Source organism: Tenacibaculum profundicola (assembly GCF_057220795.1).
This window is the reverse complement of sequence record NZ_CM170137.1, coordinates 1112518-1125824: the sequence shown is the minus strand read 5'-3', so window position 1 is coordinate 1125824 and position 13307 is coordinate 1112518. Positions and strand designations below refer to the sequence as shown.

12 protein-coding genes are annotated in these 13307 nt (G+C 33.3%); 5 read left to right on the top strand and 7 right to left on the bottom strand.

The genetic code is table 11. From position 1 onward, the window contains the following. Positions 1-369 precede the first annotated feature (369 nt). On the top strand, positions 370-558 hold the full coding sequence (locus tag AC2TDS_RS04710; protein ID WP_484737970.1) for a phosphatase PAP2 family protein: 189 nt from the start codon (positions 370-372) through the stop codon (positions 556-558). A gap of 95 nt (positions 559-653) precedes the next feature. On the opposite strand, the gene AC2TDS_RS04705 is transcribed toward AC2TDS_RS04710, so the two are convergent. The 6 genes from AC2TDS_RS04705 to AC2TDS_RS04680 form a co-directional block, all read right to left on the bottom strand. Then, positions 654-2132 (bottom strand): glycosyltransferase family 39 protein, encoded by a 1479-nt coding sequence (locus tag AC2TDS_RS04705; protein WP_484737969.1) that lies wholly within the window; start codon positions 2130-2132, stop codon positions 654-656. Positions 2133-2181: 49 nt separating this feature from the next. Then, on the bottom strand, positions 2182-2859 hold the full coding sequence (trmD, locus tag AC2TDS_RS04700) for a tRNA (guanosine(37)-N1)-methyltransferase TrmD (protein WP_484737968.1): 678 nt from the start codon (positions 2857-2859) through the stop codon (positions 2182-2184). A 30-nt stretch (positions 2860-2889) separates the two neighbouring features. Then, positions 2890-3750, bottom strand: coding sequence for an RluA family pseudouridine synthase (locus AC2TDS_RS04695; protein WP_484737967.1), 861 nt, complete (start codon positions 3748-3750; stop codon positions 2890-2892). Between the two features lie 201 nt (positions 3751-3951). Beyond that, a complete protein-coding gene (gene ggt, locus AC2TDS_RS04690) occupies positions 3952-5643 on the bottom strand; it encodes a gamma-glutamyltransferase (protein ID WP_484737966.1) in 1692 nt (563 codons plus the stop codon). A gap of 16 nt (positions 5644-5659) precedes the next feature. Next, positions 5660-6253 carry an acyl carrier protein phosphodiesterase gene (locus tag AC2TDS_RS04685; protein WP_484737965.1) on the bottom strand — a complete coding sequence of 198 codons (594 nt, stop codon included), beginning with the start codon at positions 6251-6253 and terminating at the stop codon, positions 5660-5662. Positions 6254-6322: 69 nt separating this feature from the next. After that, positions 6323-7786, bottom strand: coding sequence for an aminoacyl-histidine dipeptidase (locus tag AC2TDS_RS04680; protein WP_484737964.1), 1464 nt, complete (start codon positions 7784-7786; stop codon positions 6323-6325). A 176-nt stretch (positions 7787-7962) separates the two neighbouring features. On the opposite strand from AC2TDS_RS04680, the gene recR reads away from it, so the two are divergent. Beyond that, positions 7963-8583 (top strand): recombination mediator RecR, encoded by a 621-nt coding sequence (recR, locus tag AC2TDS_RS04675; protein ID WP_484737963.1) that lies wholly within the window; start codon positions 7963-7965, stop codon positions 8581-8583. 151 nt (positions 8584-8734) lie between these two features. On the opposite strand, the gene AC2TDS_RS04670 is transcribed toward recR, so the two are convergent. Beyond that, positions 8735-9115, bottom strand: coding sequence for a Fur family transcriptional regulator (locus AC2TDS_RS04670; RefSeq protein ID WP_484737962.1), 381 nt, complete (start codon positions 9113-9115; stop codon positions 8735-8737). A gap of 82 nt (positions 9116-9197) precedes the next feature. Here AC2TDS_RS04670 and AC2TDS_RS04665 point away from each other — a divergent pair, with 82 nt between their 5' ends. The 3 genes from AC2TDS_RS04665 to AC2TDS_RS04655 all read left to right on the top strand — a co-directional run bounded on the left by AC2TDS_RS04665 (position 9198) and on the right by AC2TDS_RS04655 (position 13219). Then, positions 9198-9602, top strand: a complete 405-nt coding sequence (locus AC2TDS_RS04665) for a MerC domain-containing protein (RefSeq protein WP_484737961.1) — start codon at positions 9198-9200, stop codon at positions 9600-9602. A gap of 757 nt (positions 9603-10359) precedes the next feature. Beyond that, the gene (locus tag AC2TDS_RS04660) at positions 10360-11088 is read left to right on the top strand and encodes an aspartyl/asparaginyl beta-hydroxylase domain-containing protein (RefSeq protein WP_484737960.1); all 729 of its coding nucleotides are present in this window, start codon (positions 10360-10362) and stop codon (positions 11086-11088) included. 628 nt (positions 11089-11716) lie between these two features. Continuing rightward, positions 11717-13219: a M61 metallopeptidase family protein gene (locus AC2TDS_RS04655; protein WP_484737959.1), complete on the top strand. Its 1503-nt coding sequence runs from the start codon at positions 11717-11719 to the stop codon at positions 13217-13219. The last annotated feature ends 88 nt before the right edge of the window (positions 13220-13307 follow it).

Sequence of the window (13307 nt, the reverse complement as noted above, 5' to 3'; positions counted from 1 at the left end):
TTTTTCTAGATTGCAAGGGGGCAGGTTTGTAATTATAAACCTCATGAAGGGTATTAAAAAACAGACATATGTACTTTATGGAGTTTTTATCACTTTTTTACTACTTATTACATTGTTTAACAAGTGTTTTATGCACAAAAGAATGAATCATTATTGCATTACTTTTTTAAATACACCACCTTTTTGGGTGACGGAATTATGTTTGGTCTTTTTATATTATTAAAAGAAAAATGACTCTTGTATTTTTAGTTAGTGGGATGTGAACCTTAATAATCACGCATTTTTTTTAAAAAAGTATATTCAAAAGGATTCCAATACCTGTTAGTGTTTTAGGTGAAGGCAGCTTGACATTTAATTGAAGGCGTGAAAATGGCCTTATGGAATTCTTTTCCGTCAGGGCATACGATTACTACTTTCGCTGTTTTTACAATTTTGTGTTTGTATTTTACCGATATAACGCCATTTACCATAATAGTAATGTTCGGTAAATTAACAATATCGGAAAAGGTATTACAAGATGAATCCACTGTAAAATCTACTACTCCGTTGTGCTTTTAAACTTAGTCGTAGCGATGCTATGCTAAAATTGAGAAAGGAGCCGCTTTTATTGCCCTTACCTTTTTCATGACGAAGTTCTATTGCATAATTCGGGTTTAAGGAATAGCCTGGTAGTTTTCACAATAAAATACCCAGAACTTTCGGATGTCTTTTCCGTTTTTGGTAATTATAATAGGTTTTAATTCAGAAATTTTTGAAAAGTATTTTTCTAGAGTATGATCAATATTACCTTTTTTATCATTGTTTTTAAAACGAGTGTCCGAATCTATAAAAATGGCATTCTTACCATTTAAAGAAGTCAAGTCATCACCTAGATAGTCAAAATGTAAAGCGTGCTTCCCAATAATATTTTGTGCGTATACTTTCTTTGTCATAAAGAAATTTAAGGCTGCTGAAGTTTTATATTTATCATCAGAAAAAACAAAGGTATTCTGGTATTGATCTTGTATTTTTTGAGTTTCCATAGCAAGCTCTTTCCAACCGACCCAGGTATCATCACTTTTAATAGGTACTAAATAAAATAAAACCTGAAAAGCTACTAATACGTGAAAAATAATAGAAATAATTAATTGAGCTTTTAGTTGCTTTTGAGAAATAAACATTCCAGCTAGAATGATACCGGTAATATAGGAAGGCATCAACCAGTTTAGTTTTACCCAATAAAAGGGGGTTAATGATAAAAAACCAACAAAAGTAGGGATGAAAAATGCTAATAAGAACAATGTTTTTGCATTAGGAAGCTTAAATTGGATCAAAGCTCTCTTGATGTATTTAAAGGTAAAAACCACAAAAACACTGAATAAAACAGGTAGTAGCAGAAATAGTTGATGGCCAATAGCTCCAAAGAAAAAGGCTGGATTAAACACAAAGCTAGAAATAGAACTTGTTCTGTTTGAAGATTGAAATAAGAAAGAAACAAAATTATGCTGATAATTCCACCACCAAACCGGGAAGGTAACAGCCAGTGAAATTAATAAACTAGCCCAAAACCATGGAGAGATTAGTAATTTCCTGTGTTTCTGTGAAAAAAGAACAAAAGCCATCAATCCAAATTGCAATAACAATGCTGTATATTTACTATTGAATGCCAATCCCATTGCGATTCCTCCATAAACCCAAAACCATTTTTTTTGTTCAAAAATAGCTTTGTATAAATACAGAACACTCAAGGTCCAAAACAGCATTAATGGAACATCAGGAGTGGAGTTAAAAGATAAAATAGAGATGCATAAAGTAGAGGTTATTAGTAAAATAGCTCTTTGTAATTTTTTTGTTGATAAGAAAAGAGCAGATAATTTGTAAAAACTTACTAAAGTGCATGAAGTAACGATAAAATCCGCAAGTTTTACTACAAAAATAGTCTTTCCAAAGATCTCAGTAAATCCACGTAAAATATATCCAATCATTCCAGGGTGGTCAAAATACGATAAAGATAGGTTTTCACCGTAAAAGTGATAGTAAGCATCTTGCGGCATTAGCCCCATAAAAGGAAGCAATATCAATCTGAATAGTTGGAAAGCAATAACGATCGTTATTGCAGGGTGTTTTTGAGCGAAAGTTTTAATAGTATTCAAGGAGCGTTGCTTTAACTTGTTTAATTCATGATTTTTTTAACATGCTGCTTTATTCGTCTAATAAATCAGGACGAATCAGTTTTGTGCGTTCATATGCTTTTTCAGTTCTCCATTCTTCAATTTTAGGAAAATTACCAGATAATAAAATTTCAGGAACTTTTATGCCTTGGTAGTCAGAAGGTCTAGTGTATACAGGAGGGGATAAAAGATGGTCTTGAAAAGAGTCTGTTAAGGCTGAAGTTTCATCTCCTAGAACCCCCGGGATTAAACGGATTACAGCGTCGCATAAAACTGCTGCTGCTAATTCACCACCCGTCAATACATAGTCTCCAATTGAGATTTCTTTAGTAATAAATTTATCACGAACACGTTGATCAACACCTTTGTAATGTCCTGTTAAAATTATAATATTTTGTTTTAAAGAAAGTGTATTAGCAGTTGCTTGATTTAGAGTTTTGGCATCTGGAGTCATATATATAATTTCATCATATGATCGTTCAGATTGTAGTTTTTCTATACACCGAGCTATAGGTTCTATCATTAAAACCATTCCAGCACCTCCGCCAAACTGATAGTCATCTATCTGGCGATAGTTTCCGAAACCAAATTCACGTAAATTGTGCAAGTGTACTTCTGCTAACTTTTTTTCAATGGCCCTTTTCATCATTGAGTTTTCAAAAGGACTTCTTAATAAATCTGGTTCAACGGTAATAATATCAATTCGCATAAGCGCAAAGATATATTTTTTAAAGGAAAGTTATGGTGTGAATATCTTTTTGAATTTCTTAGGTAGTTCTTTTGTGATGAACATATTCCCTTTGGTGATAGGGTGAGTGAATTTTAATGTTGATGCATGTAGATATAAGCCTTTTCCTTTTAAAAGCAGGTCAGAAGTACCGTATTCTTGATCTCCTAAAATAGGATTTCCAATACTTAATAAATGTGCTCTAAGCTGGTGTTTTCTTCCTGTTTTTGGTGAAAGTTGAACTAAGTTTAGATGTTTAAAACGTTTTGAGGGAACAGTTTCTATAACCTTGAAAGAAGTGTAAGCTTCTTTGTTATTGATGGGGGTATCGAGGATTCCGTGTGAGGGCATTGTACCGATGGTTACGGCATGGTATGTTTTTTGAATTGATTGGGTTTCAAACAACTTATTCAGTGAAATTATGCTGGAGTTGGTTTTACCTACTAAAAGTAAACCAGTAGTAGGGTAATCGAGTCGATGAACTGGTCTGGGTATGGTGGTATCAAATTGTGTACTTGGTTTTAGGTTTAGATCCAGTGCATTGTCAATTGTGGCAAAGGAGTTTCCACTTACTAAAATACCTGCGGGTTTGTTGATTACAGCTAAATAGTCATCTTCAAAAAGCACTTCAAGTGTTAAGTTAAATTGTTTTGTCGAGCTGTTTTTCTTTTCCTGGTAGAGTTCAATTACTTCATGGCCTTTAATGAATAATGCTGTCGTTGCCGTTTTTCCGTTAACCAAAACAAGTCCTTTTTTTATCGCTTTTTTAATCCCGGATTTCGTTGGAATTGTTTTAAAAATACCCACTGCATATTCTTGTAAACGAATGGGTTTCTTTTGTTGGGGAGAGATATGTGTTTCTAAAATATTCAAAAAATAAACGTTAAAATAAAAAAGGATTCATATTTAAAATAAGTTATCTACTTAAATTGTTAATTGTTTTTGCATGGTATGGTTTTTTCTTAAGGTTGCGATTAAGTCATTTATATTTTATAAGAAGGGTAGGTATGTGAACGAAAGGTAAGTGATGCAGTTTATATAATACAAGCACTCATTTCCATAATATATTGATTTTTAAAACCCAACAGCTGTATCATCTCCTCTTGGGTCAGCACCTCCTTCAAGTTTACCGTCAGCACGTACTAAAATAGCATCTACTTTACCAATTACCGGAGCATTTGTTTCATCTATAACATATCCAATTTGCTTTAATTTATTTTTAATCTCTTCAGAAAAACTATTAGGTTCCATTTTAATATCGTCTGGTAACCATTGATGATGAAATCTAGGTTGATTTACTGCTTCTTGCATTCCCATTTTAAATTCATGGACATTTAAAATAGTTTGTAATACAGAAGTAATAATAGTAGAGCCACCAGGGGTACCAACAACCATAAATAATGATCCGTTCTTTTCAACAATACTTGGAGTCATAGAGCTTAACATTCGTTTTTCAGGAGCTATTTCATTGGCTTTAGAACCCACCAAACCAAACATATTTGGAACTCCAGGTTTACTGCTAAAATCGTCCATTTCATTATTTAAAAAGAAGCCTAATTCTGAACAATACAGTTTTGAGCCATAACCACCATTGATAGTAGTGGTCACCGAAACGGCATTTCCAAATTGATCTATAATAGAATAATGAGTGGTTTCATTGCTCTCAACGATTTCAATATTTCCATGCGATATTTCTTCAGAAGTAGTAGCCTTGTCAAAAGAAAAATTACGCATTCGATAGGCGGAATAATCTTTACTGATTAAATCAATAACAGGAATTGAAACAAAATCAGGATCTCCTAAAAAATAACTTCTATCCGCATAGGCTCTCCGTTCAGCCTCTGTAATTACCTGAATTGTTTTCGCTGAATTATGTCCGTATTGATCTAAGTCAAAAGGCTCGATACTATTCATTATTTGAGCTAAGCAAACACCACCACTTGAAGGAGGTGACATGGAAATAATACGTAAGTCGTCGTAGGTAAAAGTGATTGGACTACGCCATTTTGCTTGATATTTTGCCAAATCTTCTTCGGTGATATAGCCACCATTTTCTTTTAAGAATGCTACTAGCTTTTTAGCAGTTTCTCCTTTGTAAAACTCATCTCTTCCGTTTTTTTGTATGCTAGCCAAGGTGTTAGCTAGGGCGTGGTATTTTATAGTATCTCCTTTTTTCCATGATTTATTAAACAGGATACTATCCTTATTAGCCTTTAGGAAATCAGGCTGATATTTTAATAGGCGTTTTTCTTGTTTTTGAGTAACAATTACTCCTTTTCGAGCTAAGTCAATAACAGGTTGGATAATTTCTTTCATCGGAAGACTTCCAAATTTTTTATGCACTTCAAAAACTCCTGCAATGATACCCGGTACGCCAACAGCAGTTGCTCCAATAGTACTTTTATCTTTAATCACCTCTCCATTTTCATCTAAGTACATGTCTTTATACGCAGCTAAAGGAGCTTTTTCACGGTAGTCTAGAGCGCCAATGTTTCCATTGTCTTTTCTGTAAACCATAAAGCCACCACCTCCAATATTTCCTGCATAGGGGTAAGATACAGCTAAAGCTAACTCTGTAGCAATCATGGCATCAAAAGCATTACCACCTTGCTTTAATATTTGTGTTCCAATGTTAGAAGCTTCTTCTCTAGCCGAAACCACCATGGCTTTTTCGGTAATCAAACCGACACTGTTTTTGGGTGTTTTAGTAGTTGTTTTACAGTTTAGAAATAAGGCAAATGCGATTAAAAAATAAGCGTATCTCATTACAGCGTATCTGTTTTTAATTATTTTGGATTCGTTCAATTGATTGGTTTGAAAAACTTTCAAGATCTTTAAAGAATGTGGTGAAGTCTTCTTGAAATTGATCGTAATGAATTAACAAGTCTTCAGAAGCTAAATTCATTTTAGATTTTCCTTTGGTTCTATGATTCATTCCGTTTAACACCTCTTGAATTCCTTGAGCATATTGGTAATTGTACAACCAGTTATGTTTTATCATGAAGGGCAGCATTTCTCGAGTTTTTTCAGGAAGAATTTCGAAATTTTGTTGCAAAAGGTTATACACAGAGCTTACATATACATTCAAAGGAGTTTCTGAATATTCTTTCCAATTAATAGCTAAGAAATGGTCGTAAAATATGTCAATAATTACACCATCGTAGTGTCTATAACGTTCGTGAAGTCTACGTTTGCTTTTTCTTACAACTTCATGAGCATCGGTAAACGTATCTATTTCACGATGAAAAAGAATACCATCTCGGATACTTTTTGTATAATGTGAGAATTTATTCCCTTTAATGTGATCGGCAATAAAATTTCCTATCATTACATTTTTATTATCCTTAGAAAGATATAAATGAGCTAAAAAATTCATTTAGTAAATGTAATCAAAAAAACCACAACTTTAAAGTTGTGGTTTTGACAATCATTTATATTACATTGCTTAATTTTTCGTTGGGATATTTTTTAAAATTTCTATCAAAAATTTCCAGAACTTTTGTGTTGATGTGATTTGTGCACGTTCATCAGGTGAGTGAGCTCCTCTGATATTAGGGCCGAAAGAAACCATATCCATGTTAGGGTAGTTTTGTCCTAATATACCACATTCTAAACCAGCATGACAGGCTGCTACATGTGGCTTTTCATTATGTAGCTTTTCGTACAAATTAGTTACTAGATTCAGTATTTCAGAATTAATATTGGGTAACCAACCTGGATATGATCCAGAGAACTCAACATCAAAACCAGCTAATTCGAAAGCAGAGCGTAATGAATTTGCTACGTCCCATTTATTGGTCTCAGAAGAAGAACGTGTTAAACAACCAATTTTTATACTACCTTCTTTTATAATAATTCGCGCTACATTGTTTGACGTTTCTACTAAGTTTTCAATATCGGGGCTCATTCTGTAAACACCATTTAAAGCGGCATATACAGCTTTTATAAATCCTTCTTGAACACCTAAATCCATAACTCTTTCAGGAGTAGGAACTTCTTTAAGCTCAATGGAAAGATTTTTTTCAAGACTGCTGAACTCTGATTTGATATTGCTAATAAGTTCGTTGAACTCAAATAAAAACGGTTTTTTTGAAACACTATCAATTACCACAGTAGCAAAACTCTCTCGAGGAATAGCGTTTCGTAAACTACCACCATTGATTTCGGAAATACGCAAACCATAATTTGTAAACGCGTCAAATAATAAACGATTCATGATTTTATTTGCGTTGCCCAAACCTTTATGAATATCCATTCCTGAATGCCCTCCGTTTAAACCTGTTACAGAGATTTCAAAAGCGGTTACATTTTCAGGGGAAGCCTCCTCCGTGTAAGTTCTTGTTGCAGTGATATCCACACCTCCTGCACAACCCATACCTATTTCATCATCTTCCTCGGTGTCTAGGTTTAATAAAATATCACCTTTTAAGATGCCTCCTTCTAGGCCCATGGCACCAGTCATGCCTGTTTCTTCATCAATTGTAAATAAGGCTTCTATGGCTGGGTGAGCAATGTTTGTTGATGATAAAACAGCCATAATTGCAGCAACACCTAGACCATTATCTGCTCCTAAGGTAGTTCCTTGCGCTTTGACCCAGTCTCCATCAATAAACATTTTAATCCCTTCTGTTTCGAAATCAAAAGTAGTATCTGCATTTTTTTGATGAACCATGTCTAAATGACTTTGCATGACAACAGTTTTTCTGTTTTCCATACCTTTCGTGGCTGGCTTACGTATAATCACGTTGCCTACGCTATCAACCATGGTTTCTAGATTTAGGTTGTTACCAAAATCAACCATGAACTGTATAACTCTTTCTTCTTTTTTAGATGGACGTGGAACTGCATTTAAATCAGCGAAATGACTCCAAACAACTTGGGGTTCTAGACTTCTTATTTCTGAATTCATTATGAATTGTTGGTTTTTATTTTTTGACAAGCCAAAGGTAATTATTTTAAAGAAACGACCATAATAAAAAGAGGAGGAGTACAGGTTATGTTCTCTAAATGTAATGTTTATAAATAAAATGTTTTTCCTAGTGATGAATTGGGGTAACTAAAAATCAAAAGTTGTAATTTTGTAGCATGAGTTTTTCTTCAAAATTTCTTGAAAATGCGGTGAATGAGGTAAGCCGTTTACCGGGTATTGGTAAGCGTACAGCGCTTCGTTTAGTTTTACATTTGTTAAAGCAACCAGCAGAGAATACAAAATACCTAACTGAAGCTTTAAGCTTGTTGCGGAATGAAGTGAAATCATGCAGAAAGTGTCATAATATTTCAGATACGGTTTTGTGTGATATTTGTGCAAACCCCAATAGAAACGCTGGAGTGATCTGTGTTGTGGAAGATATAAGAGACGTAATGGCCATCGAGAACACAGCGCAGTATAAAGGAGTATACCATGTGCTAGGGGGGAAAATATCACCAATTGAAGGGGTGGGACCTCAAAATTTGCAAATAGAATCATTAATTGATAAGGTACAAAAAGGGGAGGTTAAAGAATTGATATTTGCATTAAGCTCAACAATGGAAGGTGATACTACAAATTTTTATATATATAAACAGGTTGAAAAATACAATATCGTAACATCTACCATTGCTCGGGGGATCTCCGTAGGAGATGAGCTTCAATTTACGGATGAAGTGACCTTAGGAAGGAGTATTATTAATAGAATTCCTTTTGAGGGGTCTCTGAAGGGAGATTAGGTGGTGATGGTTTTAAATGCGTTTTTGCGTTGTTCGATAGATATGAATGACACCGTGCATTATTATGTAGGTGTATGTTGTTTAAAATAAATGGTTTATCTTTTACCAGATTACTTCTGTATTGCTGGTCGTATATGATAGTTAAAAGTGATTAACCCAAACAGGTGTTACAGGTTCCTTGAATGAGAACATGAGAAGCGATTACTTCACGATTAGGGATTTTAGGAATGTTAATATTGACATCTAAACAATCGACTTTTCCGCAATTTAGGCATTGAAAATGAGGGTGTACATCAGTGTGTTTTGACTTTGAGCACCCATTACATTTTGCATACCATTTAATCCCGTTTATTCCAAGAAAAGAATGTAAAATACCATCATCTTCAAGTTTATCTAAAACACGATAAATAGTGGTTTTATTGAAATAAGAACCAAGACGTTTAATTAATTCGATCGTAGAAATTGCGCTTGAATCTTTTTGAAATTCGTTTAGTAATACCTCTACTGATTGTGTTTTCCTTATAATTCCCATCCTACAAATTTATTACAACTAGGTTGCAATAACAAATATAATATTTATATTTGCAACCGAGTTGCGTTAACTAGAATGAATAATGAAATTACTTTTATATAAACCAGATACTATCGGTGTTATTGCAAGTACACTATGCGTAATACATTGTCTTGCCACACCGTTACTTTTTATAGCTCAAAGTTGCTCAGTCGGTGGTTGTGAATCAACCCCATTTTGGTGGCGAAACATAGATTATTTGTTCCTAGTGATTTCATTTATTTCTGTATACCGAACAACTCAAACTACCTCACGTAGAATCATGAAACCGGCATTTTGGTTAAGTTGGGTTTTTCTGTTTTTTTTAATAGTAAACGAAAGGCTAAAATGGCTCTCCTTTCCAGAAACGGCTACATATCTTATAGCGTTTACTCTCGTGGGATTGCATCTGTACAATCTGACTTACTGTCAATGCAAAACTGATAAATGTTGTATGAAAAATGGATAAATCCCAATTGAAATAATAAACGACAACCATATTTATTCCTGATTCATTTGATAAATTTGGCTACTGAAAAACAGAAAATATTCAACATTACTTTCAAAGGATAATGGAATAAGTTTCTATTTAAGAGGTGTTTATGGTCGATTTTGAATTTACTGTTTTGTTGGTTCAGGTACTTGTGTAGGTTTACAAACTTAACTAAGTAGTAGGGTCGTTAAAACCTAGGTAAATAAATCTTGTTTTTACTATATTTGAACTCAAACCCGAATTATGCAATAGAACTTTGTTATGACAGAGGTAAGCGCCATAAAAAACAAGCGCTTTCTCAATTTTTAGCATAGCACCGCTATGGTTAAATGTACAAGTACAACGAAGTGGTTGGTTTTACAGTGGTTTTATCTTGTAATGCTGTTTACGATGGTAATTTACCAAACATAATTGTTATGGTAAATCCCGATCTATAGGTAATAGTATTTTAATACTGACTTTTCTCTATTAGTTTCGTGGTATCGTACTGATGCTTATTTGAAACCTTTTAATGAGTGAAGCGAAATTAAGAGGTAATTTCAAATTCGAATCGGTATAAAACGCAAGTATGACTGGAAGGAAATTATTGCGTAATTTTACCTAAGAATCGGTATAATAGATTTTCTATGGCATAATTCGGGTTAAAGGAGTTTGTAATAAGCTATCATTTATCTAAAACGAAGTTTGGATATAGACTCCAATGGTGTTTCATTAAAAAAGAGTAAGATTGATCATGCAAAAAGTAACAAAATATCTGAAGCTACCTTTTCAGTTTAACAAAGAAAAATTAATTCATGATTTATCCTTAATTCTCAACAGAGAATGGGTTCCACATTTTAACACTGCTGGTTATACTGGAGATTGGAAAGCTATTTCATTGTATGCTGATGATGGTGATGAGTCTAATATTTTTGCATTTTCAGGAGTCAATTCAGTTTCTGAAACAGCAATACTCAAAGAATGTTACTATTTTAAAGAAGTTATAGGGGCTTTTAAGTGCTCAATACTGGGGGCTCGTCTTTTGCGTCTTGGTGTTGATGCTGAAATTAAACCACATAGAGACCATGAATTAGGTTATGAGGATGGAAATTTCCGGTTACACATACCTATTTTGACCAATGCAGATGTTCAATTTGTATTGGATGGAAATGAGTTAACCATGCTACCCGGAGAATGCTGGTATACCAATGTAAATTATATTCATTCAGTTAAAAATTCAGGCATGTCAGACCGAGTTCACTTGGTAATAGATGGCGTAAGAAATGAATGGTCCGATGTATTGTTTTATTCATTAGCTCCTGAGGAAAGTTTTCAGCCAGAACCTAAAGAACATGATTCACCTGAAACTATGAAGCGAATTATAGAAGAATTAAAATTCAGTAATGAGCCAGCTGCGAAACAATTAATTATTGAATTCCAGCAGAAAATAATGGATGTAGAAGGAAAAAAAGCCCCACAATAAAATCCATGAAATCTGGCTACTGTATAGCATGTAGGCAAACATTTAAAAAGATACCTACTCACTTCAATTGGAATTCTAATCTTAATGATCTCTTGCTAATGTCAATACAGTCAGTAAGTTGATGTGAGTAAAAGAATTTATAAAACGTAGTTTTTTGTAAAATATAAAATTTCAGTATATTTGCTTCACTACTAGAACTATGATTTTCAGTAATATATATATGATGACAGTCGATTATAGACAACGGTTTTGATGTATGTTATTGATTTACAGTAATTTAATTTTTAAAAGGAGTAAGCTTTAATAGAAATATAAACAATTCTATGTATTACTCCGTTGTTTGTCATTTGTAAATTCATTTAGGACTCATAGCATATTAACTAGCTAAAAGGTATAAAATAAAAAACTCAATAAACGTATCTAAATAGGTAAGGATATTGAGTGATTAGTCATTGATTACTGTGGTTTCTTAATTTTTAACTGAAAAACAGCTGTAAAGTAATAAGTTTTCATCTTACGGGGTGTTGATGTTAAAAACTTCAAATCTATTTACAACAAAAGATGAACTTTATTAAAATGAAAGGCTATATGAACTATTATGTTTTATACCAACTAAATAAATAAATAAATGAATAAAATACTTTCAATTGTAGCCTGTTTCCTTTTAATTTTGGGCTGTGCTACGAAAAACAAACCAGACTCTATAAAAACTATAAAGTATACTTTAACCTGGGAGGGAAAGTCTTCTGAAGTTAATGTTAATTTAAAACTACCAACTCTGGGTAAAAAAAAGATTCAGTTCGATTATATCCCGAGCCCATTCAAAATGGATTTCAATCCAATTACCAGTTTTGAGACAGTTGAAGATGTGGTAATCACGAAAGAAGGGAATAGCTATTTTCTTCAAAACAAAGATGAACTTGAGGTCATTGAAATCAATTATACGATTAATGGAAAAAACGCAAATGATGAAGAAGAAGTTAGTTTTTATCAAGCTCTTTCAGCACATGAAGAGCCAAATGTAAAGGAAGGGCACTTGCAATTACTTGGACGACATTTCTTATTATCACCTTTGAATGAAGATATTTCGGCTTTGGAACATACCGTTTCTTGGTCAGGGCTTCCTGCTAATTTTAAGAAGTTTGATTTAACAAAAGATAAGAAAGTAACCCTGTCTGAAATTTATTATTCGTTATATCTTCTCAGTGAAGACTTGGAAATAGATTCCTTTGAGGTTAAGAATATACCCCATTATATATTAAGTACAGGAAAGAGAGATGTAGATAATCATAGAATGATCAAAAAAGCTGTTCAGAATGGAATACCGCAAACAATGCGGTTTTTCAACGACTATGATTTCCCGTATTATTTTATTTATACAAACCATAGTACAGCAATTCTGAAAGAAAACCCTACAAAAGGTAGAATAGGCGCTGAAGCATTAACCAATGGGTTCGTTGGAACGTATATTGGAAAAATTAGTACTGAAGAGTCAATGACGGTGATACATGAGTCTATTCATAGATGGCTTACTTCTTTAGAAGGTAATGGGCAACATATATGGTTTAATGAAGGATTCGATGAATACATTACGCTCTACGTAGCTGCTAATTCTGACTTCGTCGATCTAGAAGGTTTTGAGCGTTTTTTTAATAGGCAACTCAAAGATTATTACGGAGGGGCAAAACAGCGACCTCCAGTGCATCGGAGTAACGAATTTATAAAGGAAAATCTTAATAGCACCATGTGGATTAATTATTCCAAAGGATTTGTTTTTGCTTTTTATTTAGATAATAAAATTAGGTTAGCCACGGATGGAAACAAGAACATTAGAGATTTAATGATTGCCTATAATAAAAAAAGAAAAGAGTCTGATTTTCCTGATGATAAGAACATCTCTTTAGAAACTTTTGAAAATCTAATTGCTGCGTATTTACCTATTTCAGATGTTAAATCAGATGTTCAGAAGTATATGATTGATGGGAGTTATATCGATTTTAGTAAGGAAAAGTTAATCGATGGGGTTGTATTCAGTACTAGGGTGATCGATCTAAGAAATAAAACAAAGGACACCATTCCTTCATTTAAGTTTGCAGAAAAAAAAGATTTAAAAAGAATCTATTCATTTTAAATATCAGAGCGTACCAAGGTCTTTTTAGGATCGAGAATTAAGAAAATACAAGGATAAGTAAATGCCATGAAAATAGGTGTTTATCCAA